Source organism: Pseudomonas sp. AC169 (assembly GCF_979258515.1).
In genome coordinates this window covers 6,678,838-6,703,867 of the sequence record NZ_OZ409866.1, presented here as the reverse complement: position 1 = coordinate 6,703,867, position 25,030 = coordinate 6,678,838, and the positions used below count along the sequence as shown (strand labels likewise).

General features: G+C 58.7%; 24 protein-coding genes. 13 read left to right on the top strand and 11 right to left on the bottom strand.

Annotation, left to right across the window (positions count from 1 at the left end; translation table 11 throughout):
* The first annotated feature begins 12 nt into the window (after positions 1–12).
* Positions 13–627, top strand: a complete 615-nt coding sequence (locus ACZZ0G_RS29725; RefSeq protein WP_463558707.1) for a GNAT family N-acetyltransferase — start codon at positions 13–15, stop codon at positions 625–627.
* Here ACZZ0G_RS29725 and ACZZ0G_RS29720 read toward each other — a convergent pair.
* Positions 593–1,486, bottom strand: coding sequence for a LysR family transcriptional regulator (locus ACZZ0G_RS29720; RefSeq protein WP_463558706.1), 894 nt, complete (start codon positions 1,484–1,486; stop codon positions 593–595). The genes ACZZ0G_RS29725 and ACZZ0G_RS29720 overlap by 35 nt on opposite strands.
* 85 nt (positions 1,487–1,571) lie before the next feature.
* Positions 1,572–1,802: a hypothetical protein gene (locus ACZZ0G_RS29715; RefSeq protein WP_463558705.1), complete on the bottom strand. Its 231-nt coding sequence runs from the start codon at positions 1,800–1,802 to the stop codon at positions 1,572–1,574.
* Positions 1,803–1,986: 184 nt separating this feature from the next.
* On the opposite strand from ACZZ0G_RS29715, the gene ACZZ0G_RS29710 reads away from it, so the two are divergent.
* Together ACZZ0G_RS29710 and ACZZ0G_RS29705 are read left to right on the top strand one after the other, a co-directional pair.
* Positions 1,987–2,544: an NADPH-dependent FMN reductase gene (locus ACZZ0G_RS29710; RefSeq protein ID WP_038366013.1), complete on the top strand. Its 558-nt coding sequence runs from the start codon at positions 1,987–1,989 to the stop codon at positions 2,542–2,544.
* Positions 2,545–2,709: 165 nt separating this feature from the next.
* Positions 2,710–3,993: an arsenic transporter gene (locus ACZZ0G_RS29705; protein ID WP_463558704.1), complete on the top strand. Its 1,284-nt coding sequence runs from the start codon at positions 2,710–2,712 to the stop codon at positions 3,991–3,993.
* A 104-nt stretch (positions 3,994–4,097) separates the two neighbouring features.
* Here the strand turns inward: ACZZ0G_RS29705 and ACZZ0G_RS29700 are convergent, their stop codons facing one another.
* Positions 4,098–5,048: a DUF1853 family protein gene (locus ACZZ0G_RS29700; protein WP_463558703.1), complete on the bottom strand. Its 951-nt coding sequence runs from the start codon at positions 5,046–5,048 to the stop codon at positions 4,098–4,100.
* A gap of 115 nt (positions 5,049–5,163) precedes the next feature.
* On the opposite strand from ACZZ0G_RS29700, the gene ACZZ0G_RS29695 reads away from it, so the two are divergent.
* Genes ACZZ0G_RS29695 through pepN form a run of 6 tightly spaced genes read left to right on the top strand, consistent with a single transcriptional unit; the run spans position 5,164 to position 11,680 of the window.
* Positions 5,164–6,054, top strand: a complete 891-nt coding sequence (locus tag ACZZ0G_RS29695) for an NAD(+) kinase (RefSeq protein ID WP_003224174.1) — start codon at positions 5,164–5,166, stop codon at positions 6,052–6,054.
* Positions 6,054–7,025, top strand: a complete 972-nt coding sequence (locus ACZZ0G_RS29690) for a metallophosphoesterase (protein WP_463395845.1) — start codon at positions 6,054–6,056, stop codon at positions 7,023–7,025. The genes ACZZ0G_RS29695 and ACZZ0G_RS29690 overlap by 1 nt, the downstream gene beginning before the upstream one ends.
* Complete coding sequence (locus tag ACZZ0G_RS29685; protein WP_463558702.1) at positions 7,022–7,891, top strand: rhomboid family intramembrane serine protease; 870 nt, start codon at positions 7,022–7,024, stop codon at positions 7,889–7,891. The genes ACZZ0G_RS29690 and ACZZ0G_RS29685 overlap by 4 nt, the downstream gene beginning before the upstream one ends.
* Before the next feature lie 33 nt (positions 7,892–7,924).
* On the top strand, positions 7,925–8,185 hold the full coding sequence (locus ACZZ0G_RS29680) for a YeaC family protein (protein ID WP_007919229.1): 261 nt from the start codon (positions 7,925–7,927) through the stop codon (positions 8,183–8,185).
* Positions 8,182–9,012, top strand: coding sequence for a DUF2797 domain-containing protein (locus ACZZ0G_RS29675; protein ID WP_038366003.1), 831 nt, complete (start codon positions 8,182–8,184; stop codon positions 9,010–9,012). The genes ACZZ0G_RS29680 and ACZZ0G_RS29675 overlap by 4 nt, the downstream gene beginning before the upstream one ends.
* Before the next feature lie 10 nt (positions 9,013–9,022).
* The gene (gene pepN / locus ACZZ0G_RS29670) at positions 9,023–11,680 is read left to right on the top strand and encodes an aminopeptidase N (protein WP_463558701.1); all 2,658 of its coding nucleotides are present in this window, start codon (positions 9,023–9,025) and stop codon (positions 11,678–11,680) included.
* Positions 11,681–12,068: 388 nt separating this feature from the next.
* Here pepN and katG read toward each other — a convergent pair whose 3' ends face one another.
* On the bottom strand, positions 12,069–14,339 hold the full coding sequence (gene katG, locus ACZZ0G_RS29665; protein ID WP_463558700.1) for a catalase/peroxidase HPI: 2,271 nt from the start codon (positions 14,337–14,339) through the stop codon (positions 12,069–12,071).
* Between the two features lie 275 nt (positions 14,340–14,614).
* Here katG and ACZZ0G_RS29660 point away from each other — a divergent pair, with 275 nt between their 5' ends.
* Positions 14,615–15,028 carry a hypothetical protein gene (locus ACZZ0G_RS29660; RefSeq protein WP_463558699.1) on the top strand — a complete coding sequence of 138 codons (414 nt, stop codon included), beginning with the start codon at positions 14,615–14,617 and terminating at the stop codon, positions 15,026–15,028.
* Between the two features lie 67 nt (positions 15,029–15,095).
* On the opposite strand, the gene ACZZ0G_RS29655 is transcribed toward ACZZ0G_RS29660, so the two are convergent.
* The gene (locus ACZZ0G_RS29655) at positions 15,096–17,306 is read right to left on the bottom strand and encodes an LTA synthase family protein (RefSeq protein ID WP_463558698.1); all 2,211 of its coding nucleotides are present in this window, start codon (positions 17,304–17,306) and stop codon (positions 15,096–15,098) included.
* Positions 17,307–17,741: 435 nt separating this feature from the next.
* Between ACZZ0G_RS29655 and ACZZ0G_RS29650 the strand changes: the two genes are divergently transcribed.
* Together ACZZ0G_RS29650 and ACZZ0G_RS29645 are read left to right on the top strand one after the other, a co-directional pair.
* Entirely contained in the window at positions 17,742–18,761 is a 1,020-nt protein-coding gene (locus tag ACZZ0G_RS29650; RefSeq protein ID WP_463558697.1) for a sterol desaturase family protein, read from the top strand.
* A gap of 74 nt (positions 18,762–18,835) precedes the next feature.
* On the top strand, positions 18,836–19,852 hold the full coding sequence (locus ACZZ0G_RS29645; RefSeq protein ID WP_038365959.1) for an ABC transporter substrate-binding protein: 1,017 nt from the start codon (positions 18,836–18,838) through the stop codon (positions 19,850–19,852).
* 36 nt (positions 19,853–19,888) lie between these two features.
* Here the strand turns inward: ACZZ0G_RS29645 and ACZZ0G_RS29640 are convergent, their stop codons facing one another.
* Together ACZZ0G_RS29640 and ACZZ0G_RS29635 are read right to left on the bottom strand one after the other, a co-directional pair.
* The gene (locus ACZZ0G_RS29640; RefSeq protein WP_463558696.1) at positions 19,889–20,086 is read right to left on the bottom strand and encodes a helix-turn-helix transcriptional regulator; all 198 of its coding nucleotides are present in this window, start codon (positions 20,084–20,086) and stop codon (positions 19,889–19,891) included.
* On the bottom strand, positions 20,083–20,457 hold the full coding sequence (locus ACZZ0G_RS29635) for a hypothetical protein (RefSeq protein ID WP_102899169.1): 375 nt from the start codon (positions 20,455–20,457) through the stop codon (positions 20,083–20,085). Before ACZZ0G_RS29635 ends, ACZZ0G_RS29640 begins: the two co-directional genes overlap by 4 nt.
* 234 nt (positions 20,458–20,691) lie before the next feature.
* Here ACZZ0G_RS29635 and ACZZ0G_RS29630 point away from each other — a divergent pair, with 234 nt between their 5' ends.
* Entirely contained in the window at positions 20,692–21,192 is a 501-nt protein-coding gene (locus ACZZ0G_RS29630; RefSeq protein ID WP_463558695.1) for a hypothetical protein, read from the top strand.
* 78 nt (positions 21,193–21,270) lie between these two features.
* Here ACZZ0G_RS29630 and ACZZ0G_RS29625 read toward each other — a convergent pair whose 3' ends face one another.
* The 4 genes from ACZZ0G_RS29625 to ACZZ0G_RS29610 form a co-directional block, all read right to left on the bottom strand.
* Positions 21,271–21,750, bottom strand: coding sequence for a copper chaperone PCu(A)C (locus tag ACZZ0G_RS29625; RefSeq protein WP_463558694.1), 480 nt, complete (start codon positions 21,748–21,750; stop codon positions 21,271–21,273).
* Positions 21,750–22,355 carry an SCO family protein gene (locus ACZZ0G_RS29620; RefSeq protein WP_008079652.1) on the bottom strand — a complete coding sequence of 202 codons (606 nt, stop codon included), beginning with the start codon at positions 22,353–22,355 and terminating at the stop codon, positions 21,750–21,752. Before ACZZ0G_RS29620 ends, ACZZ0G_RS29625 begins: the two co-directional genes overlap by 1 nt.
* Before the next feature lie 157 nt (positions 22,356–22,512).
* A complete protein-coding gene (locus ACZZ0G_RS29615) occupies positions 22,513–23,907 on the bottom strand; it encodes an efflux transporter outer membrane subunit (protein ID WP_463558693.1) in 1,395 nt (464 codons plus the stop codon).
* A 33-nt stretch (positions 23,908–23,940) separates the two neighbouring features.
* The gene (locus tag ACZZ0G_RS29610; protein WP_463558692.1) at positions 23,941–24,735 is read right to left on the bottom strand and encodes a helix-turn-helix transcriptional regulator; all 795 of its coding nucleotides are present in this window, start codon (positions 24,733–24,735) and stop codon (positions 23,941–23,943) included.
* Positions 24,736–25,030: the final 295 nt, after the last annotated feature.

Sequence of the window (25,030 nt, the reverse complement as noted above, 5' to 3'; positions counted from 1 at the left end):
ACTTTCCCGAGTATGCAACCGGTCATGAATCCAAAGTATCCAGGGCTGTCGGTGCGCGTCGCCGACGAAGGCTTTGCGCCGTATATCTGGGGCAGCGATTTCAGTTTCGAGGTCGCCGCCTATGGTGCCGCCGTGATTGGCCAGCCTGTTGAGCAATGGCGGGTGACGCCGATCGTGCCGTATCGCAAGTGCTACGGCATCGATCCTGAGGAATTCAGCAGTTTCCACAACGCGGCCGACAGCGCGATTTTCATGGCTTATCTGGACGATGAGCCAGTGGGCCATCTGGTGATCAGCACCAACTGGAACGGCTTCGCGCATATCGATGAGCTGGCAGTGCATGCGCCAGCCCGCCGGCATGGCGTGGCCAAGGCATTGCTGGATGTCGCGCAGTTCTGGAGCCGCAAGAAAAAGCTGCCGGGGATCATGCTCGAAACCCAGAACAACAACCTTGGCGCCTGTCGGCTGTATGAGCGTTGCGGCTATGTGATTGGCGGGGTCGACCAATTGCGCTATCGCGGCATTGATCCGAACACCGCCGAAGTGGCGTTGTTCTGGTATCGATTGTTCGATAATCCGCTGGAAAATTCCCTCAGTTCGCCAGCATCGCCTCGGCTTGTTCCGTGACGATAGTGAGCAAAGTCTCGATCGCCACTGACGGCGCAGCATGCTTGAAGGTCAGGGCGTAGAGGCTGACCGGTACGGCCGGTGACAGCGGACAGACATCCAGCCCGGCAGGGCGCGCGCCCAGTGCAGTGAACGGGTCGACGATGGCCAGGCCTTCGCCGGCTTCGACCATGCCGCGCATCATCTGATGGGTTTGCACCCTCGTCTGCACGCTCGGTGCCGGGCGCAAGGCCTGGAGTTTGTTTTCCAGCGCCGGGCTTAGCGGGTCCTGGCCTTCAAGGCCGACCATGGCCTGACCGGCCAGATCCTGCAGGGAAATGTATTTCTGTTTCGGTTGCAGCCAGCCGTGGGGCGCCAGCAGTTGCAGCTTGCCCTGGGCCAGTGGCCGGCAATCAATGTCGGGGTGTTCGGGATCGTGCAGACTCAAACCGAGATCGCTTTCGCGCAATAACAAGCTGCGGACGATATCGCGGGTTGCTGCGCTGAGCAGGCTGCACGGTGCATCGGGCAGACGTCGACGCAGGGCGGCGAGGCTTTGTGGCAGTAATTGTTGCGCCAGCGGCGGGGTGCCGATGATGCGCAAGGGCGGGGCGAGGTATTGCTTGAGGCTGCTGGCCAGGCGCTGTACCGGCTCCAGCGCTTCGTAAACGTGGGCGATTTCGACCTGCAATGCCCGCGCCTCGGGCGTCGATTGCAGACGTCCGCGCACACTGGCGAACAGCATGAACCCCAACTGACTCTCGGCTTCGCGCAAACGCTCTTCGACCTCGGCCACCGGCAACTGCAACCATTCGGCGGCGGTGCCCAGGTGACCAGTCTGCAAGAGCGCCTGAATCACTTCGATATGACGTAAACGCATGCGTGAAGTCCATGTTCAGCAGGTGGGGTCAGTGGCTGAATCCTACCCCAAGTCTGCGCATATGACTTCTGCTCATAACGGTTCGTTATGAAGCGACGGTTGGCTCGGGTTCGCGGGTCAGCATGACGCCCGATTGAACCAACTCAAATTGGTTGTCGTCGATCTTTTTAATGCGATCGCCAATGGCCAGTCTGTAAATAGGCTCCGAACCAGTGGAACCGTCTGCCGACGGGTTGGATTCCTGGAACTCATGCACGGAATAAACGCGGCCTTCCGCATCTCTTGCATGGAACTGACCGACGAGTACTGCTGCCATCTGCTTAGAACCTCTGGAGATAAAACGCTTGATTTGCGGCTTGGTAGACCGTCATCAAGGCCTGTAAGTTTTCCTACAGGAAAAAAATAATCAACACGCGGGAATTTACCTCGGGTGCTGGTGGAATCGTCACCGGATCATCTATAACTACGGGCTCCTCCCACGGACCATCGAGAGTTCTTCCATGAGCAATGTCTACAACGTCGCTGTAGTGGTCGGTAGCCTGCGCAAAGCTTCGATCAATCGCAAAGTCGCCCTGGCGCTGGCGGAGCTGGCCCCGGCGAACCTCAAGCTTGAGATTGTCGAAATTGGCGATCTGCCACTGTATAACGAAGACATCGACGGCGATTCACCGCCGGCAGCCTACAGCACTTTTCGACAAAAAGTGGGTTCATCCGACGCGGTGCTGTTTGTCACGCCGGAATACAACCGTTCGGTGCCGGCGCCGTTGAAGAACGCCATCGACGTTGGTTCGCGGCCTTATGGCAAGGCCGTCTGGAGCGGCAAACCGGGGGCGGTGATCAGTGTCTCGCCCGGTGCCATTGGTGGTTTCGGGGCGAATCAGCATCTGCGCCAGTCGTTCGTGTTTCTCAATGTGCCGTGCATGCAGCAGCCGGAAGCGTATCTGGGCGGGGCGGGTTCGGCGTTTGATGAGGCGGGCAAGTTGAGTGAATCGGTGAAACCTTTCCTGCAAAGCTTTATCAATGCTTACGGACAATTCGTAGAGCAACACAAGAAGTAAGCTCACCGAAATCCTTGGCACAGCAGAGATCCTGTGGGAGCGAGCTTGCTCGCGAAGAGGCCGTCAGCCACACATCATGGGTGACTGACAGTCCGCTTTCGCGAGCAAGCTCGCTCCCACAGGTTTTAGTGTTTAGCTCTTCTACTTAATTTAAGGCTGTTGCGGATGCTCGCTGCGTCACTGATTTTTCTGCTGACCATCACCCTGGTCATCTGGCAACCCAAAGGCCTCGGCGTCGGCTGGAGTGCAACGCTTGGCGCAGTGCTGGCGCTGATTTTCGGCGTCGTTCACCTCAGCGATATCCCGCTGGTTTGGCAGATCATCTGGAACGCCACCGGCACGTTTGTCGCGCTGATCATCATCAGCCTGCTGCTCGACGAAGCCGGATTCTTCAATTGGGCCGCGCTGCATGTGGCGCGATGGGGGCGGGGCAGTGGGCGCAAGCTGTTTGCTTTTATGGTGCTGCTCGGCGCTCTAGTGTCGGCGTTGTTTGCCAATGACGGCGCGGCGCTGATTCTCACGCCAATCGTGATTTCGATGTTGCTGGCGCTGCGCTTTTCTCCGGCGGCGACATTGGCCTTCGTCATGGGCGCGGGCTTCATCGCCGATACCGCGAGCCTGCCGCTGGTGGTGTCGAACCTGGTCAACATCGTCTCGGCGGACTTCTTTCACATCGGCTTCAACCGCTACGCGGCGGTGATGGTGCCGGTCAACTTCGTCAGCGTGGCGGCGACGCTGGGCATGCTGCTGTGGTTTTTCCGCCGTGACATTCCGGCGGCGTACGACCCTGAGCAACTCGAACATCCCGAAACCGCGATCCACGACAAAGCCACGTTCTTTGCCGGTTGGGCGGTGTTGGTGATTCTGCTGATCGGTTGTTTTGCGCTGGAGCCGCTGGGTATTCCGATCAGTGCCATTTCCGCCGTGTGCGCCGCGCTGTTGCTGGGCATCGCCGCTCGCGGCCACAAGATCTCCACGCGCAAGGTGATGAAAGAAGCACCGTGGCAGATCGTAATTTTTTCGCTGGGCATGTACCTGGTGGTGTATGGCCTGCGCAATGCCGGGCTGACCGGGTATCTGGCGGGTTGGCTGGATGTCTTCGCAGGTCACGGGGTGTGGGGCGCGGCCATGGGCACGGGTGTGCTGACGGCGTTGCTGTCGTCGATCATGAATAACTTGCCGACCGTGTTGATTGGTTTGCTGTCGATTGATGCCAGTCAGGCGAGCGGGGTGGTCAAGGAAGCGATGATTTATGCCAACGTGATTGGCAGTGACCTGGGACCGAAGATTACGCCGATTGGTAGCCTGGCGACTTTGTTGTGGCTGCATGTGCTGGAGCGCAAAGGCATTCACATTGGCTGGGGGTATTACTTCCGGGTCGGGATTGTGCTGACGGTGCCGGTGTTGCTGGTGACGTTGGCGGCTTTGGCTTTGCGGCTTTCACTTTAGACCGAGTCGGCCCCTTCGCGAGCAAGCTCGCTCCCACATTAGAATGCATTCCAAATGTGGGAGCGAGCTTGCTCGCGAAGGGGCCATATCAAACACCACATATCTCAGGATTGGCCCGGTACATTCGGCCAAAGGTCGGAAACCAGAAACAAGCGCTCAGCCTCTTCCCATTCCCCTCGCGCATTTTCGATCAGGCGCACCATCAACTGCGCCGGGGCCAGCGGCTCAAGATCTTCCAGCCACATCCGTAAATGCTCCAAAGACCACGTCTGATCCGCCGGATAATGCGCCGGCGCCAGCCAGGCATGGCGGGGCAGCGGCTGCCAGCGTCCCGCCGGACGTTGTGCGACAAACGCCGGCCAATCCTTTTGATGCAGCCAACTACCGCGCAAATGCTGCGGATGTGCACCATTTGGTGATTCGGCCTGCCCCGGCCACGGATACAGCAGATAACCACCGAGCCACAGCTGAGCACTGAACACCTCGATATCCAGCGCCGCCAGCACTTCGCGGCTTTCCGGGCGCGCCGAAATCGGCAACTGATGTTCGGCCAGATGCGCCAGTTTGCGATCCAGCCGATCATGACAACCCGGCCCCAGCCACTGCGCCGCATCACGCCCATCGCCATTCTGTGGACCGAGATAAAGCTTGATCGCCAGTTCCAGGTGATGCACGCCGTCGCGGTCACGCAGCAGCATGTCCAGCTCGCCCAACGTATGGCCTTCGCGGCGGATCGGCAGGTTGGCGGCGATCAGCTCAATGCCCGGCGCATGCTCCACGGCAAACTGCCACAGCCGTTCGTAATACAAGCCCAGACGCCGCGTGCGTGCCTGCGACAACCAATGCAGCAAGCCATAACTGTCGCGATCAAGCTGGCGCAGCCAGTGTTCCAGTCGCTCGGGATCGTGCACCCAGTCGCTACCGGCCAGCGGATGGCGCTGCGGCCACGGCGTGATGGCGAGCATTGGCGGGGCGAGGATCACCCACGCCAGATCCCGCACTTCCGGGTGGCGTAATTGGTGGGGCAACTGGAGCAAGTCGGGAAACAGGATCATCTTGCGAGCATAGCCTGAAACATGAGCGCACCCTTGAGGCTGAAAGGATTTTGTCTAACCGGCGCTTTCGCCCATAATCGGGTTTTTCGCGTTTTCGATTGTCCGCAGAGGTCCCATGGAGCAATTTCGTAATATCGGCATCATCGGTCGCCTGGGCAGTTCCCAGGTGCTGGATACCGTCCGCCGACTGAAACGCTTTCTGCTCGATCGTCACCTGCATGTGATCCTCGAAGACACCATCGCCGAAGTCCTGCCGGGCCACGGCCTGCAAACCTCGTCGCGCAAGATGCTCGGCGAAGTCTGCGACATGGTCATCGTCGTTGGCGGTGACGGCAGCCTGCTCGGCGCCGCGCGGGCGCTGGCCAAACACAATATTCCAGTGCTGGGGATTAACCGTGGCAGCCTCGGTTTTCTGACGGATATTCGCCCGGATGAGCTGGAAGTCGAAGTCGCCAAGGTGCTCGACGGCCACTATCTGGTGGAAAACCGCTTCCTGCTGCAAGCCGAAGTGCGCCGCCACGCCGAGGCTATCGGCCAGGGCGATGCACTCAACGATGTGGTGCTGCACCCGGGCAAGTCGACGCGGATGATCGAGTTCGAGCTGTACATCGACGGCCAGTTCGTCTGCAGCCAGAAGGCCGACGGCCTGATCGTCGCGACGCCGACCGGTTCCACCGCGTACGCATTGTCTGCCGGCGGGCCGATCATGCATCCCAAGCTCGATGCCATTGTGATCGTGCCGATGTACCCCCATATGTTGTCGAGCAGGCCAATTGTGGTCGATGGCAACAGTGAGCTGAAAATCGTCGTGTCGAAAAACATGCAGATTTACCCGCAAGTCTCCTGCGATGGGCAGAACCATTTCACCTGCGCGCCGGGCGACACCATCACCGTCAGCAAGAAAGCACAGAAGCTGCGGCTGATTCATCCGCTCGATCACAACTACTACGAAGTCTGCCGCACCAAGCTCGGCTGGGGCAGCAAGTTGGGTGGTGGAGGCGACTGATGCTCGATCCCGCGCGCAGTTATGACCTGATTGGTGACGTGCACGGATGCGCCTTGACCCTCGAACACTTGCTTGACCGCCTCGGTTATCACAAGCAGGGCGGGGTCTGGCGGCATCCATCGCGCATGGCCGTGTTCGTTGGCGACATCATCGACCGTGGCCCGCGCATTCGCGAGGCGCTGCACATTGTTCACGACATGGTCGAGGCCGGGCAGGCCTTGTGCATCATGGGCAATCACGAATTCAACGCGTTGGGCTGGAGCACGCCGGCGCCACCCGGCAGCGGCAAGCAGTTCGTCCGCGAACACACGCCGCGCCACGCACGCCTGCTGCACGAAACCCTGACCCAGTTCGAAGACCATCCCGGCGACTGGCATGATTTCCAGCGCTGGTTCTACGAGCTGCCGCTGTTTGTCGACGCTGGACGCTTCCGGGTGGTGCATGCCTGTTGGGATGCCGGCCTGATCGAACCGTTGCGTGCGCAATATGCGAATGGCTGCATTGATGAACACTTTCTTCAGGCGTCCGCCGTGCCCGGCAGTTTTGCCTGCACCGTGTTCGACCGCTTGCTGCGCGGCACCGACATGCGCCTGCCGGATGGCCTGACCATGACCAGCGGCGATGGTCTGGTACGTTCGTTCTTCCGCACCAAGTTCTGGGAAGACGATCCGAAAACTTACGGCGACATCGTTTTCCAGCCTGATGCCCTGCCGGAACCGGTGGCGCAGAAGCCGCTGACCTCCAGCGAGAAAAACAACCTGCTGCGCTACGGCGTCGACGAGCCGTTGCTGTTCGTCGGGCATTACTGGCGCAGCGGCAAACCGGCGCCGATCCGCCCGAACCTCGCGTGTCTGGATTACAGCGCGGTGCTCTACGGCAAACTGGTCGCCTATCGTCTGGATCAGGAAACCCGTCTGGATCCGCAAAAATTTGTCTGGGTCGATGTCGAGCGGCCGGAGGTGTTGCAATGAGTGCGGTAGCGGTATTGCGTCTGCCGTTGGCGGTGGACTTGAGCGGTTTCGTCAAACTGCTGCAACGCATGCAGGTCCCGCATCGGGTCAGCGAAGAGGCGGGCGAACAAGTGTTGTGGGCGCCGGCGGAAATCAGCGAAGACGTGCGTTCACTCTACGAACGCTTCCCGGCTGGCGATCCCGATCAGCAAATGGACATTCCCGTCGCGCCGACCGTCAAGCGGCCGAGCTTTGCCGAGCAACTGAAATACGCCAAGGCCACCGGGTTCATCCTGTTGTTGTGCCTGATCGTTGGCGGGCTGACGTACCTCGGCGAAAACCTGCAGACGTTGCGCTGGCTGACCTTCCTCGATTTTCAGGTAGTCGGCGAATACATCCATTTCACGCCGCTGGCTGACAGTCTGGCGGCGGGGCAGTGGTGGCGACTGGTTACGCCGATGTTGATCCACTTCGGCATCCTCCACCTGGCCATGAACGGCATGTGGTACTGGGAGCTGGGCCGGCGCATCGAGTCGCGCCAGGGCAGCATAAACCTGATCGGCCTGACGCTGCTGTTCAGCCTGGTGTCCAACTACGCGCAGTTTGTCTGGAGCGGCCCGACCTTGTTTGGCGGTCTGTCCGGCGTACTTTACGGTTTGCTCGGGCATTGCTGGATCTTCCAGCTGCTGGCGCCGAACCCGGCCTATCGCCTGCCGCGTGGCGTGCTGGTGATGATGCTGGTGTGGTTGCTGGTGTGCATGTCCGGGCTGATCTCGGTGATCGGTTTCGGCGAAATCGCCAACGCCGCCCACGTCGGCGGGTTACTCATCGGATGCTTCACCGGTTTGTTGGGCGGTTTGTATAACCGCCGTAAACTGGCCGCCTGAAATTTTCAGTAGATAAAGAGCACGGAGACCCTGATGTCCTCTTTTAACGACATGATCAACAACATTACCCCGGACATCTACGAGAGTCTGAAACTGGCCGTGGAAATCGGCAAATGGTCCGACGGTGGCAAGCTCACCGCCGAACAGCGCGAGCTGTCGCTGCAGGCGATGATCGCCTGGGAAATCCAGAACCTGCCTGAAGACCAGCGCACCGGTTACATGGGCCCGCAGGAATGTGCATCGAAGTCGATCGAAGTGCCGAACATCCTGTTCAAGTCGGATGCCATCCATTGATCGAGATTGGCCGCGGTGCAATCAGCAAAATGTCGGCGCGCCTGGACGGGCCGAACGTGCAATACGCGTTTCGTCTGGATGACGTCGAGGTGCCGGTCAACCCATTGATCGGCACTACGGTGCGTCTGGAATACCTGGGGGCGATCCACTGCACCCATTGCGGGCGCAAGACCAAAACCAGTTTCAGCCAGGGTTACTGCTATCCGTGCATGACCAAACTGGCGCAGTGCGACCTGTGCATCATGAGCCCGGAGCGTTGCCACTATGACGCCGGCACCTGTCGCGATCCAGCGTGGGGCGAGCAGTTCTGCATGACCGATCACGTGGTTTACCTGTCCAATTCGTCGGGCATCAAGGTTGGCATTACTCGTGCTACGCAACTGCCGACGCGCTGGATTGATCAGGGCGCATGTCAGGCATTGCCGATCATGCGCGTGTCGACACGTCAGCAATCGGGCTTCGTCGAAGATTTGTTCCGTAGCCAGGTGGCTGATAAAACCAACTGGCGCGCGTTGCTCAAGGGCGATGCGGTGGCGGTCGATCTGGCGCAGGTACGTGACCAGTTATTCGAAAGCTGCGCTGAAGGCCTGCAAGGTTTACAGGAGCGATTCGGCCTACAGGCTATTCAGACCATTGCCGATGTCGAACCGCTGGAAATCCGCTATCCGGTCGAGCAATACCCGGCCAAAATCGTCAGCTTCAACCTGGACAAGAACCCGATTGCCGAAGGCACGCTGCTGGGGATCAAAGGCCAGTACCTGATCTTCGACACCGGCGTGATCAATATTCGTAAATACACGGCTTATCAGCTCGCCGTGCATCAATAAGGACTTCAGCATGCGCACCGAACAACCGAAGATGATTTACCTCAAGGACTATCAGGCGCCCGAGTACCTGATCGACGAAACACACCTGACCTTCGAGTTGTTCGAGGATCACAGCCTGGTGCACGCGCAGTTGGTGATGCGCCGCAACCCGGCGCGTGACCCGGGCCTGCCGCCGCTGGTACTCGATGGCCAGCAGCTGGAATTGCTCTCGGTGACCCTGGCCGATAAAGAGTTGGGCGCCGCTGACTATCAATTGTCCGAGAACCACCTGACCCTGCAACCGACCAGCGAAACCTTCACGGTCGATACCAGCGTCAAGATCCACCCGGAAACCAACACCGCGCTGGAAGGCCTGTACAAGTCCGGCACGATGTTCTGCACCCAGTGCGAGGCCGAAGGTTTCCGCAAGATCACCTATTATCTCGACCGCCCGGACGTGATGAGCAAGTTCACCACCACCGTGGTCGCTGAACAACACAGCTATCCGGTGCTGCTCTCCAACGGCAACCCGATTGCCTCGGGCCCGGGCGAAGACGGCCGGCACTGGGCAACCTGGGAAGACCCGTTCATGAAACCGGCGTACCTGTTCGCGCTGGTGGCCGGTGATTTGTGGTGCGTTGAAGACACCTTCACCACCATGACCAACCGCAACGTCGCATTGCGCATTTACGTCGAGCCGGAAAACATCGACAAGTGCCAGCACGCGATGAACAGCCTGAAGAAGTCGATGCGCTGGGACGAAGAGGTCTACGGTCGCGAATACGATCTGGACATCTTCATGATCGTCGCCGTCAACGACTTCAACATGGGCGCGATGGAGAACAAGGGCCTCAACATCTTCAACTCCAGCGCCGTGCTGGCCCGCGCCGAAACCGCCACCGACGCCGCGCACCAACGCGTTGAAGCAATCGTCGCCCACGAATACTTCCACAACTGGTCGGGCAACCGCGTGACCTGCCGCGACTGGTTCCAGCTGTCGCTGAAAGAAGGCTTCACCGTGTTCCGTGATTCCGGCTTCTCCGCTGACATGAACTCGGCGACGGTCAAGCGCATTCAGGACGTCGCGTATCTGCGAACCCACCAGTTCGCCGAAGATGCCGGCCCGATGGCCCACGCCGTGCGCCCGGACAGCTTCATCGAGATTTCCAACTTCTACACCCTTACCGTGTACGAAAAAGGCTCGGAAGTGGTCGGCATGATCCACACCTTGCTCGGCGCCGAAGGCTTCCGTAAAGGCAGCGATCTGTACTTCGAACGCCACGATGGTCAGGCAGTGACTTGCGATGACTTCATCAAAGCCATGGAAGATGCCAACGGCGTCGACCTGACCCAGTTCAAGCGCTGGTACAGCCAGGCCGGCACGCCGCGTCTGGCGGTGAGCGAGTCTTATGACGCCACCGCGAAAACCTACAGCCTGACCTTCCGCCAGAGCTGCCCGGAAACCCCGGACAAAGTTGAAAAACTGCCGTTCGTGATCCCGGTCGAGTTGGGCCTGCTCGATAGCAAAGGCAACGAGATTGCCCTGCGTCTGGCTGGCGAAGCATCGGCACAAGGCACTACTCGCGTAATTTCGGTGACCGAAGCCGAGCAGACTTTCACCTTCGTCGACATCGCTGAGCAGCCACTGCCATCGTTGCTGCGCGGTTTCTCGGCGCCGGTGAAACTGAGCTTCCCGTACAACCGCGATCAGTTGATGTTCCTGATGCAGCACGACAGCGACGGTTTCAACCGCTGGGATGCCGGTCAGCAACTGTCGGTGCAAGTGCTGCAAGAACTGATCGGCCAGCAGCAGAAGGGCGAAAGCCTGAAGCTCGACCCGCGTCTGGTCTCGGCACTGCGTACGGTGCTGTCGGACGAATCGCTGGATCAAGCGATGGTCGCCGAAATGCTGTCGTTGCCGGGTGAGGCGTATCTCACCGAAATCAGCGAAGTGGCGGATGTCGAGGCGATCCATATCGCCCGTGAATTCGCTCGCCAGCAATTGGCCGAAGGTTTGTTCGAGGCGTTGTGGCTGCGTTATCAGGCCAACCGTGACCTGTCGAAGCAAACCCCGTACGTGGCCGAAGCCGAGCACTTTGCTCGTCGTGCGCTGCAGAACATTGCGCTGTCGTACCTGATGCTCAGCGGCAAGCCGGAAGTCCTCGCGGCGGCGCTGGAGCAATTCGAAACGGCCGACAACATGACCGAGCGCCTGACCGCGCTGGCGGTGTTGGTCAACTCGCCGTTCGAAGAGCAGAAAGCGCTGGCACTGGCCAGTTTCGCCGAGCACTTCAAGGACAACCCGTTGGTCATGGATCAGTGGTTCAGCGTGCAGGCTGGCAGCACCTTGCCGGGCGGGCTGGAACGTGTGAAAGCGTTGATGCAGCACCCGGCGTTCAACATCAAGAACCCGAACAAGGTGCGTGCACTGGTCGGCGCGTTTGCCGGGCAGAACCTGATCAACTTCCACGCGGCCGATGGCTCGGGTTATCGCTTCCTTGCGGATCTGGTGATTGAGCTGAACGGCTTCAACCCGCAAATCGCTTCGCGGCAATTGGCACCGCTGACTCGCTGGCGCAAATACGACGGTGCGCGTCAGGCGTTGATGAAGGGCGAGTTGGAGCGGATTCGCGCGTCGGGGCAGTTGTCGAGTGATGTGTATGAAGTGGTGAGCAAGAGCCTGGCTTGATGGTGGATTGGAGTCGGTGTTCCAGCTGTGGACCGGCCCTCACCCTAACCCTCTCCCAGTGGGAGAGGGGACTGACCGAGGTGTCTTTTGCTATACGCCGACCTGAATGACCGAGTCGAACTCAGGATCTGAAAGGCCCCTCACCCTAACCCTCTCCCAGTGGGAGAGGGGACTGACCGAGGTGTCTTTGCGCTATACACTAACCTGAACGTCCGGAGTCGAACTCTGGTTTTGAACAGCGCGAAGATCGGCTCCCTTTCCCCCCTCGCCCCCTTTGGGGGAGAGGGCTGGGGTGAGGGGGTAAGATTTATGCATCAACACAACTCTCGAAGCCGTACACACAAAAAAACGCCGCATTAACCAATGCGGCGTTTTCATTCACCGAAAATTACTTCAAATCAAACCGATCCAGATTCGTCACCTTCGTCCACGCAGCAACAAAGTCCTTAACAAACTGCTCCTTCGCATCCGAACTGGCATACACCTCAGCCAACGCCCTCAACTGCGCATTGGAACCAAACACCAGATCAACCCGCGTCGCCGTCCACTTCACGCTGCCGGTTTTACGGTCGCGCCCCTCGAACTCATCGGCATCCCTTGAAGTCGGCTTCCACTCCACGCCCATGTCCAACAGGTTGGTGAAGAAGTCGTTGGTCAGCGCTTCAGTCTGTGAAGTGAACACGCCGTGCCGGGTTTGCCCGACGTTGGTGTTCAACACCCGCAGACCACCGAGTAGCACAGTCATCTCCGGCGCGGTTAGGGTCAGCAGTTGCGCCTTGTCGATCAGCAGCGCCTCGGCCGAAACGGTGTATTTGCCCTTACTGTAGTTGCGGAAGCCATCGGCGATCGGTTCAAGGAAACCGAACGAGTCGACATCGGTTTGCTCTTGCGAGGCATCCGCACGTCCCGGTGTGAACGGCACCGTGACCGAATGGCCGGCGTTTTTCGCCGCTTGTTCGATCCCGGCATTGCCCGCCAACACGATCAGGTCTGCCAGCGAAACTTTCTTGCCAGTGGCGCCGCCGTTGTATTCGTTCTGAATGCCCTCAAGGGTTTGCAGCACTTTGGCCAGTTGCTCAGGCTGGTTGGCCTGCCAGAACTTCTGCGGCGCCAGACGCAGGCGTCCACCGTTGGCGCCGCCACGTTTATCCGAACCGCGGAACGTCGAGACTGCGGCCCATGCAGTCGAGACCAACTGCGACACCGAAAGCCCTGACGCAAGGATTTTGCCTTTCAGCGCAGCCGCATCGCTGTCGTCGATCAACGGGTGTGTGACATCAGGAATCGGGTCCTGCCACAGCAGTTCTTCGTTCGGCAGTTCCGGGCCGAGATAGCGAGACAGCGGGCCCATGTCGCGGTGGATCAGTTTGTACCAGGCGCGGGCGAAGGCGTCGGCCAGTTGATCCGGGTTGGCGAGGAAGCGCCGGGAGATCTGCTCGTAGGCCGGGTCGAAACGCAGCGCCAGGTCAGAGGTGAGCATGGTTGGCGAAAGCTTTTTGCTCGGATCATGGGCATGGGGAACGGTGCCGGCACCGGCGCCGTTTTTTGGTATCCACTGGTGTGCACCGGCCGGGCTTTTGCTCAGCTCCCACTCGAAGCCGAACAGGTTCTCCAGATAATTGTTGCTCCACTGCGTCGGTGTAGTGGTCCAGGTTACTTCGAGGCCGCTGGTGATGGTGTCGGCACCCTTGCCGGTACCGAACGCGTTGCGCCAGCCGAGGCCTTGCTCTTCGAGGCCGGCCGCTTCCGGCTCCGGGCCGACGTTATCGGCAGGGCCGGCGCCGTGGGTTTTCCCGAAGGCGTGACCGCCAGCGATCAACGCCACGGTTTCTTCATCGTTCATGGCCATGCGGCCAAAGGTTTCGCGGATGTCGCGAGCTGAAGCGACCGGGTCAGGATTGCCTTCCGGACCTTCGGGGTTGACGTAGATCAGGCCCATTTGCACTGCGGCGAGCGGGTTTTCCAGATTGCGTTCGCCCTGATCGGTGCGGCTCTCTTCTTCGCCATGCAAATCCGGCTCGGCGACCAGCGTGCCGTCACCGGGCTCCTGCATGGCGGACTTGTCTTTGCCGTAACGGCTGTCGCCACCCAGCCATTCGTGTTCCGAACCCCAATAAACGTCTTCGTCCGGTTCCCACACATCGGGACGGCCACCGGAGAAACCGAAAGTTTTGAAACCCATGGATTCCAGCGCGACATTACCGGTGAGAACGATCAGGTCAGCCCAGGAAATATTGCGGCCATATTTCTGTTTGATCGGCCACAACAGCCGGCGGGCCTTGTCGAGGCTGACGTTGTCCGGCCAGCTGTTCAGTGGTGCAAAACGTTGTTGACCGGAACCGGCGCCACCACGGCCATCAGCGGTGCGATAGGTGCCTGCACTGTGCCAGGCCATGCGGATGAAGAGAGGGCCGTAATGGCCAAAGTCGGCCGGCCACCAGTCCTGAGAGTCGGTCATCAGTGCGGTGAGGTCTTGTTTCAGTGCCTGGAAATCCAGGCTCTTGAAGGCTTTGGCGTAGTCGAAATCCTTGCCCAGCGGGTCGGACTTGGGCGAATGCTGGCTGAGGATTTTCAGGTTGAGTTGATTCGGCCACCAGTCACGGTTCGTCGTACCACCACCGGCGGCGTGGTTGAACGGGCATTTCGATTCGTTTGCCATGTTCGGGTCCTTATCAGGTCTGCTACGGCCGGCTCGTGCCGACTTCGGATTAGTAAGGCTAGACCCGACTTGGGGAGTCAGCTAATAGGCCGACTATTGGAGGCTGATAGGTAAAGTCTTCAGCGTGTTGCAAAAAAGTTTACTGGCTAGTTTTTTTATTTCTTATAGATATAAAAAACTAGTATTTATGACAGTGGTCGAGAAAGGAGTGCCCGCCTACAGTAGCAGCGTTCCAAACGAAAATTTAACTATGAAAAGTGCGTTGAGGAGAATGTATGGACCGCAATCTTATTGAAGCGCGTATTAAATCCTTCTTGGAAGCTAAAGGAACTGACGGAGGATTTGTTTATGGGAAATTAAGTAATGGGGTGGTTTATGCGGCTGACGATGTGGCTCTCTCATTCGAAGGGCCCTATTGTTACGTTCTCTCTCGCGCTGGCCCTGGAAATAATACGTGGATGAGTTTTATGGCCAATGTAGTGGGTAATGGGCCTCATGAAATAGAGTTGTCCGAGCTCCCTTCTGCTGCGCCTTGGCAGGTTGCGTCGGGCAGTGTTTATTATGATTTCGTCCAAGGTTCCGCCGTTTATACTTTCAATGATGATCGCAATACGATTCATGGAGTTTTTGATCTTGTACTTGATGATGGCATAACAATGGTCGGCGGGTTTTATTTGACGAAAGCTTAGTTATAAGTACGCGGGGTGCCGTCAACTAGTACCCCGTTTTTACATGGAATTGTCTGGAAGCATTTGATCAGCTGGCTTGCTCTTCTTCAATCTGCGAAGTTTCATCCAAAGTATCCTCCTGTCCCGGCAATTCAGTAATCACACTGAAATCCGTCACTTCAACCGCACCCAGCCCATACCCCAGCAAATGGAAAGAAAACGCTTTGCGCTCTTGCGGGTTGTCGAAGCTGAAGTTCATTTGCAGTGGCTGCTCGGCGGTCGCCACCATTTCCTGCGGCAAACCGATCTGCACATCCTGTTCAAACTCCTTGGCCTTGAGCTGAATGTACGCCGCCTGTTGCGGATCGACCGAGCGTACGGTCAGGCGCACGCGGGTGTGCGAGCCTTTGGGCATTTCCAGGTACTGCGCGCCGATCAGGTTGTCCGCCCAGTCATCGTTGATCTGCGCTTGCAGCGGGATGACGTTGGTGCTGCCGAACTGATATCGGTGATTGAGCGGTGTGCGCAGTAACGACAGGTCGAGGGCATTGGCGCGGGCGGCGATTTGCCGGGCCGGGTGGCCGCTGTAGTTGCCTTTATAGATGGCGCTGTCGGCGATGAAGCCGGTGCTTTCGTAGTAACGGCAGCGACGCGGCATGTCGCACTCGGAGAAGATCCCCTGACCGTTGTGATAGCGCAGTTTGCCGTTGGTGAACGACATGATTTCGCGGCCGCTGTCGTAGTCACGAAACAGCGAGCGACCGCTCAGCGCGGAAGGCACCGGCAGGTCGAAGTAGTCGAGGATCGAGGTGCTCAGATCGACGTGACCGTAGACGCCTTTGTTCAGTCGTGGCAGTTGTTCATGCTCCGGCGCCAGGGTCAGATTGAAGCCCCACGACGAGGCCAGTCGCACACCGTCGATGCCGTGGGATTCGTCCGAGGTGATCACCACCAGCGTGTCTTTCAATACGCCTTGGCGTTCGAGGCCGCTGAGGAACTGCTCCAGTGCATCGTCGAGATAACCGACGGCGGCCTGTTTTGGCGTTTCGTAACGCTCCAGGTATTCCTCGGGCGCGGAGTAGGGCTGATGGGTGCCGACGGTCAGCAGAGTCAGCATCCACGGTTTTTTCTGCTTTTTCAGTTGGCCGACATAGTCCAGCGCACCTTCGAAGAACGCCTTGTCATCCTTGCCCCACGGGAATTCCAGATAGTTGCTGTTGCTGAACCACTCCAGACCGTGCGTCGCATCAAAACCGATGTGCGGCATGATCTTGTCTTTGGCCATGAAGCGCAGGCCGGCACCTTGCAGATAGTGCGTGCTGAAGCCGTGTTCACGCAGTTGCGCCGGCAGGCAGGCCTGATTGCGCTCGTTGAGGGTAAGCATTTCCACGCCTTTGGGCGTGCCGTTGTTGAGTTTGTCGTAATCGCCGCAAAGCATCGCGTACAGACCGCGAATGGTCTGGTGTGTATGCAGCACGTAATCCGGGGTGTTCATGCCGCGCTCGGCCCAGCGGCTGAGATTCGGCATCAGGTCTTCCTGATAGTGGCTGCCGATGGCCTCGCGGTTGGCGCGGATGTAGGCGCCGGGAATGCCTTCCAGGGCGATGACCAGCACATTGCGCGCTTGCCCCGGTGCGGCCAGCAGTTTCTGCCCGTTGAGGTCGACGTCGGTGAGTCCGGCCATGGCCGGCGCAGGTTCTTCGACATCGCCGTCCAGCCATTCCTCGGCCTGAATCTGCAGATCGGCGACCTCGTTGGCCAGCAACTGATGCGGCAGGTTGTACTGGCGCCATGGATCGGCTTCACTCGGCCACAGGTTCTGCGCGCCCCAGTGTGCGGCGAACAGCACCAACGGTGCGCCCCAGATTGCGCGGGGCAGGGGCGGACGCGGAAGATCGCGGTTGGCAAACTGTGTCAGCAACCAGAACAGCAGGGCCAGCAACAAGGAGATGCCCAGGGCAGGATGCGCCAACCCGCCACCGGTGGAGTTCTCGACGAACTGCGGATCGATCAAATAATGAATGTCGGAAGGCGTCGGAAAACGGCCGACGGCGCTGACCAGTTCAGCGGTCGCCACCGCCAGCAATCCCCAAAACAGCAATACCGGCAAGGCCAGCCACCAAGCCCGGCGATGCAGCAACACCACCAGCAGGCTGCCGATGGCCAGGTCCGACAAATAGCCCAATGGTGCCGACCAGCCCAGCGCCGCACGCAGGCACACCGGCACCACCAGCACCAGAACAATCAGCGAAAAAAGGCGGGCATGTGGCTGCCGCAACCGGTTAAAAAGAGCGCTCACAAAAAAGACCTTCCAGCCATTAAATCGTCATAAAAGTGTGGGCGATGATACCAAGGGTGAGCTGTCTGATCGCCTTTTTAAGCGCTCATCTGATGCGCTGGTGCGGTGCTCTTTGAAGGTGATGGAATGTCTGCAGCCCTGACCGGCCCTGATGTGGCAGGGCAATCGGCGATATTGCTGTCGCTGGATTTATTGTTTCAGGCTGTTAAACCCGTCACCTGCCGACGAAGATCCAGTGTAGGAGCGAGCCTGCTCGCGAAGGCAATGTTCCAGTCGACAGAGTTTTTACCTGGGCCGACGCTTTCGCGAGCAGGCTCGCCCACCATTTGCTGTGTATGCAGACCAGGCAACAACAATGATCCTTTGATCCGCAAAAGCTGCACTTGCGAAACGTTGCGATTTACAATGCCCGACCTCTGATGGAGATCGGCCTCCGTGGATGTTCTCGCGCAACTCTATGTCCATCTTGATCGGTGGATCATCGCCCCGGTCAGCGGGCAGTTCATCGGTCTGTTCGATCTGAATGGCCGCCTCGGCGTGACCTTTCTTGTCGCGTCCTACAGCGTCGCTTACGTCCTGTTTCGCTACAGAAAATCCCGACAACTCACCGAAGCCATTTCCTTCTGGCAATTCATCGGTGGCAGTCGCGTGTTCGGACATCGCTCGGCGTGGCTGGACTATCGCTACTTTTTCATCAAAGCCGTTCTCAAAGTCGTCTGGGTGCTGCCGATTGTGGCGCTGGTCGATCCGTGGATCCTGCGCTCCGGCGACTATCAGCAGTTTTTTACCCAACTGTGGGGCGCCCGCGAACAAGTGCCGAATCACCCATTGATTGCGTTGTGCTACGGCTTGGGTGTGTTCCTGCTCAGAGACTTCCTGCATTACTGGATTCATCGCGCCTTTCATTCGCGCTATCTGTGGGACTTTCACAAGGTTCATCATTCCGCGCCGGTGCTGGTGCCCGCTACGGCGAGCCGGATTCACATCGTCGAAACCCTGGTAGAACGACTGGTGATGACGGTCGGCCTTGGGGCATTTGCCGGTGTGATATGGTACGCGTGCGGAGGGGAAATCAGCCGTTACACCTTGTTCGGTGTGACCTGGCTGGTGTTGATCGTCAACAGCCTGGCGGCCAATCTGCGCCACAGCCACGTCTGGTTATCGTTTGGACCGACGATCGAACACGTGCTCAATAGCCCGGCGCAGCACCAGATTCACCACAGCGATGCGCCACGCCACCACAACAAGAATTTCGCCACCAATCTGTCGATCTGGGACTGGATGTTCGGCACGCTTTACCTCACCACCTCGGCACCGGAACCTTTGCGCTTTGGCACGGGCGAGGCCGATCGCGAGCGTTACCTCACGCTGTATGGCTTGATCGTCACACCCTTCGTCGACAGCGCGCGGCGCCTTCTGCCCACCAGACGTCCTCGTGCTATCGATATGCGATAAAGGTATTTAATTTCTGTTTTTTATAGCGATAAAGTCAGGCCTTTCAGCAAACCACCCCATGCTGCGAGGTTGTCATGGCCACACCGTTCAAACGTTCCGCACTGACTCTGTTGGCCGCTTCTCTGGCCGCGAGTGCGTTGTTCAGCACCGGCGCTCAGGCTGAAGGCAAGATCAGCATCGCTCAACAATTCGGCATCGGTTACCTGATTCTCGATGTAGTGCGCGATCAGAACCTCATCGAAAAACACGGTAAGGCGCAGGGTCTCGACATCAAGGTCGACTGGAACAGCATTTCCGGCGCCACCGCGATGAACGAAGCGCTGCTGACCGGTTCGCTCGATGTAGTGTCTGCCGGTGTACCGCCGATGCTCACCGTGTGGGATCGCACCAAAGGCAAACAGAACGTCAAAGCCATCGCCGCACTGGGCTCGATGCCCAACTATCTGCTGACCAACAACCCGAACATCAAAACGCTCAAGGACTTCACTGACAAGGACCGGATTGCCGTGCCTGCCGCCGGTGTGGGCTTTCAGTCGCGCACCTTGCAGATCGAAACCGCCAAGGAGTTCGGTGACGCGCAGTACAAGAAATTCGACGACATCTCAGTCAGCCTGCCGCACCCCGATGCGACGGCGGCGCTGATCGCCGGCGGCTCGGAAATCAACTCGCACTTCTCCAGCCCGCCATTCCAGTACCAGGCGCTGCAGAATCCCAACGTGCACAAAGTGTTGAGCTCTTATGACGTGCTCGGCGGCCAAGCGACATTCAACGTGCTGTACACCACGGAAAAATTCCACGACGAAAATCCGAAAACCTACAAGGCGTTCTACGACGCTTTGGCCGAGGCCGAGAAAATAATCAAGGCTGACAAACCGGCGGCGGCTCAGGCGTACATTCGTGTCGAGCAGTCGAAACTGCCGCTGGCGCTAGTGGAGCAAATCGTCAAAGACCCGGAAATCGATTTCACTGTGGTGCCGCAGCGCACCTTTATCTATGCCGAGAAGTTGCAGGAGCTGGGCGTGCTGAAGAACAAGGCCGATAGCTGGAAGGATTACTTCTTTGAAGAGGCGCATGGTGGTGCGGGGAGTTGATAGAAAAGGGGCAACGTCTGTTGCCCCTTTTTCCATTCAGGATTCGCCATCATCAAAGATGCTTTCAATCGGCATCTCGAACGCCCGGGCAATCTGAAAGGCCAGTGGCAGACTCGGATCGTAGCGTTCGTTTTCGATGGCGTTGATGGTCTGGCGCGACACGTTCAAGCGCTCCGCCAAATCAACCTGCGACCATTTGCGCTCGGCGCGCAATTCCTTGAGGCGGTTTTTCATTGGTAGCGGCGTCGTGCAATTTGCAGGCCGACAATCCACATCAGCCCCATCACCGGCCACACACACGTCCATGGAATGTGCGGGGCGCCGACGTTTTCGAGAAAACCGTAGCTGAAGGTCAGCAGTGCCGAGGCGGCGAAGGCAAAGCCCAGCGCTTCAAACTGGATGCGCAGATGCATTTCGTCCATACGCCGCATGTTGCGCACGATCGCCCAGCACATCAGTCCCGCCGGAATGATCGGCGTCAGTGCGACGGCCGAGCGCAGCACAATGGGGGCGTCCATCAGGTATTGCGAGGCAATCAATGAGGCTGTCAGGACCAGCATGTAGATGATCAATGCTGCGCCCAATTCGAGGTAATAGCGGTTCATTCTTCACTTCCTATGTAAAAGACCCTTTACATGGTCGCTGAAGATTTATCCGATGTAAAGCACGCTTTCCATTATGGGTGATAGCCTCGAACAGACTCATGCCGGAGGATTTTCGCCTAGGTCTTTAGCTTAGAGGCACGCTTTCTGGACAGCGTAATAGCCACTCAGTAGCATTCGAGCCCAACGGATTATCCCTTCGCATGTCGTCCGACGTGGAACGCTCAAGGAATCGACATGCGCGACACCCGCATTGGCCAAAAACGAACGGTCGTGACCCAAGTCAACGGCGAGATTCACTATGAAACCCAGATTAGTTTCAGCTCCATGTCGCTCGTCGATGGCGAAATTCGTGTGCATCGTGCTGAAGGCAATCAGCTAGACGTTCCGGTGGCCGGGGCGGACTTCGCTTTGCGCTTTGATCTGGATGGCGTGCATAGAGTACCGGTGACGCAGCAGGCAGCGGTTGAGCCGGTGGAAACGCTGCCTGTCGATGACAGTGTGAAGTTGTTCACCTCGAAAACCGTGTGGATCACCCTCGGGCTGTGGTTCTTCGTCAGTTCGGTTTTCGGTTGGCTGGGGATTGTGGCGGCAGGCGGATATCTCGGTTACCAGTGGCGTGAGGTGGAAAAGCGCAAGGAACAGTTGGCCAAGGCAACCGTTGTTGAAGCCGTTCCCCGTTCCGGCTCGGGGATGTCACGAGAAAGCGTGCGCAGGGCATTGGCCCGCAAGCGTTAATTCGGCACAGATCAAAAACAAAAAAGGGGCGGTCTGATCATCGATCAGGCCGCCCCTTTTTATTGCCGCTCAGTCAGATCAGTGCATTTTGCTGTGATCGTGACCTTCCATGTTGGTCAGCGCGCGAACCGGCGCGTTGACTTCGATGGTCTCTTTCTCGCCCTTGGCGTTTTCCACGGTCAGGGTCAACGGCACTGTTTCGCCTTCCTTCAACTGACCGGTCAGCCCCATCAGCATCACGTGGTAGCCGTTCGGATCAAGCTTGACGGCTTTGCCGGCCGGCAGTTCGACGAACTTCACCGGGCCCATGCTCATGACGTCGTTCTTCATGGTCATTTCGTGGATCTGCACGTCTTTGGCCACGGGCGTCGCGACGCTGAGCAACTTGCTGTCGCTGTCGGCGGTGAGGGTCATGAACGCGCCGCTGGCGGATTGGGTCGGCACGGTGGCACGGACCCAGGCGTCGTCGACCTTGGTCTGCGCCGAGACCTGGAATGCCAGGCCCAGCAGCGAAAGACCCAATACCACGTGTTTGATCTGGTTCAGCACAGGTTGCATCAGCAAACCTCCATAACAGTAAGCAAATCTTCCGTGCATTGTTCTGCCGAAAGCGAGGTGGACAGACCCAGGCGCAAGCCGCCGTTGGAGTCGTAAACGTAACTGGTGGCAGTGTGCGAGATGGTGTAGGTGTCGCCGGCCGGGACTTTTTCGTAGAACACGTCGAATTCCTTGGCGGTGGCGGCGGTTTCCTCAAGCGTGCCGTAGAGCGCAACGAAGGTCGGGTCGAAGGCTTTCATGTAAGCGTCGAGGATTTCTGGCGTATCGCGCTCGGGATCGAGGCTGATGAAAATCACCTGCAAACGGTCGCCATCAGCGCCCATCAGCTTCTTGATTTTCGCCGCGCGGGCGAGGGTGGTCGGGCAGACTGCCGGGCACTGGGTGAAGCCGAAGAAGACCATCGGCATCATGCCGCGAAAGCTCGACAGCGTCATGGTTTCGCCATCGGTGTTCTTCAGTTTGAAGGTGCGCCCCATGATCTTGTTACTCAGATCCTTGCCGTACTTGTACGACAGTTGGCCGCGGGTGTCGCAGCCGGCGAGCAGGCCTAGCCCGAGCACGCCCATTCCCGCAAGCACCTTGCGGCGAGTCAACAAAGCCGTCATCTAATACCGCCTTTTGCAGCCCGTCAGTCAGCAGGACTGGCGGGGGGTTAACCGTAAAAGCGGCGCATGATACCAAACTGAAGGCAGAGGCCGGCCACGGATCGCCGCACGGCGCAGGATCGAGCGACAAAAGGTGTAAGAAAAAGTGACGGGAGGCTCACTGCACGCGCGCTTCATCGGCGCTCCAGCCACCGCCCAACGCGGTGTACAGATTGACCTCGGCGACCAGTTGCGCGAGGCGATCGGTGATCAGGCCTTGCTGCGAACTGAACAGCGAGCGCTGCGCATCGAGGAACGTCAGGCTGCTGTCGACGCCATTCTGATAGCGGTTCTGCGCCAGGTTGTAGTAGGTCTGCGTGGCCTCTACCAGATCGCGCTGCGCCTGCAATTGCTGCTGATACGTGCTGCGTGCGGCGAGACCGTCGGCGACTTCCTGGAATGCGGTCTGAATGGATTTTTCGTATTCGGCCACTGCCACGTCTTTCTGCAACTTCGAATAATCCAGGCTCGCGCGCAGGCTGCCGGCGTTGAAAATCGGCAGGTTGATCTGCGGCTGAAAGGTCCACGCCCCAGAACCGGCGCCGAACAATCCGGACAGGTCACGACTGGAGGTGCCGGCATTAGCGGTCAGGCTGACACTGGGGAAAAACGCCGCCCGCGCCGCACCGATATTGGCATTGGCGGCTTTCAATTTGTATTCCGCTTGAAGAATGTCCGGGCGCCGTTGCAGCAGATCCGATGGCAAACCGGCGGGCAGTTGTTGCACCAGATCGCTGGCCAGTGGACGGCCGGGCAGGGCCTCGGGCACCGGTGCGCCGACCAGCAAGGTCAAGCTGTTCAAGTCCTGCGCGACCTGCCGCTGGTAGCGCGCCAGATTGGCCCTTGAACTGTCGACGCTGGTCTTCGCCTGCGCCTGCTCCAACGCCGAAGACTTGCCGGCCTCGCGGTTGCGCGTGGTCAGGTGCAGGCTCTGTTCATCGGCGGCGAGGGTGTCGCGGGTCAGTTCCAGCAGTTCCTGATCGGCGCGCCAGGTCAGGTAGGCGTTGGCGACGTTGGCCACCAGACTCAGCTCGGCACTGCGTCGTGCTTCTTCAGTCGAGAGCCAGGTCTGCAAGGCCTCCTCGCTGAGGCTGCGCACGCGGCCGAAGAAGTCCAGCTCATAGGCGCTGATGCCGAGGTTGACCGAGTACGTCGAGTTGATCAGCGCTTTGCTGCCGGTCACGCTCGGCGGCATCCGTTGGCGTGATCCTGCGGCATTGGCCGACACGGCCGGCAGCAGATCGGCGCGCTGAATGCGGTACTGCGCCTGGAATGCCTCGACGTTAAGTGCCGCCACGCGCAGATCGCGGTTGTTGACCAGCGCGCTTTCGATCAGTTGTTGCAACGCCGGATCAGTGAACAGCGTGCGCCAGTCCTCGGTGCTCGTTGCAGCTTGTGTCGCTGTCGGATACTGCGCGGCGGTGGGTGAAGCTGGCCGCTGATACTCGGGAATCAAAGAGCAACCGCCCATCAGCAGCGCCGTGGACAGCAGGGAAAGTCGCAACGTCAACATCGAACTGCCTCATGCATTAAAAGAGCGTTGTGCTCAGGCTCCGGCCATCCATTTCGCCAGACCATGGCGACCACTGACCCCGAGTTTGGCCGTGGCGCGTTTCAGGTACGTCTCGATCGAGCTGTTTTTGACTCGCAGTTGTTCGGCCATTTGCGGCACGGTGCCGCCGGTCAACAAGCCCAGGCAGACTTCTTTCTCACGCACCGACAGGGCGATGTCGCTGATCGCCAGGCGCTCATCGAACACCTGCGCCAGTGGCGCCTGATCCAGCTCGGCCAAGGGTTGGCGCGGTTGCCGGGCGAGGATTTGCCGACTGATCTGCGCATGGCGTTCGATCAAAGGCAGCAAGGTGTCGGACAGACGCTTGAGAAACGACAGTTCGGGCAGAGAAAACACTCGCTGGGTATGCGGTCGGTAAAACGAAATGACGCAACGCCGGTTGGAGGTGCGCGAGACCAGATTGCATTGATGGACGCTGTGTTGCGGGTGGCGAGGCTGGAGTGAGGCTTTCAGTTGAATCAACAGCGAGTCGTTCATCTCGATCATCTTCTGCAACAACGGGTGATCGTCGGGGCTGTCCAGCGGATCGGCCGGTGCGCAGGTCTGCGTCAGACCGGCACTGCCCAACGGCTTGATGTCGACCACGCTGGCCTGACGCTCATCCAGTGTCCACTCGCTGAGATCTACCCGATTGACCGGCACCAGCGTGTCGACCAACTGGAACATGTTCGTGGCAAAGTGATCATTGCCCGTGCTTGCAATCAGTTCACCCAGTTGCCAGTAGAAATGCGGGTTTTCCATATTGCGAATACTGCCGGTCAGATTCATATCCTTGTCATCCCTGGTTCAGAACCTTCACTGAATCGTCTGCCGTCTATGCAAAAGCCGCCCACGCCGTCCTTTCTCCTTGAACACGATCTGGAGCGGGATTTAAGCCCATGGATTTGTCCTACGTCTGTAGGGGAAAACAGGGACACAAAGTGCCACTATTTCTGATTGTTGGCGCCGGGGTTCTGACAGCACTGAACTCAGGCGTACCAGCGTGAGTGACTATTCAGTCACGTTCTAGCCCCGGAAACCCGGACGATGATCAATTCTGATCGGCAGTGCTCGGGCAAATAGC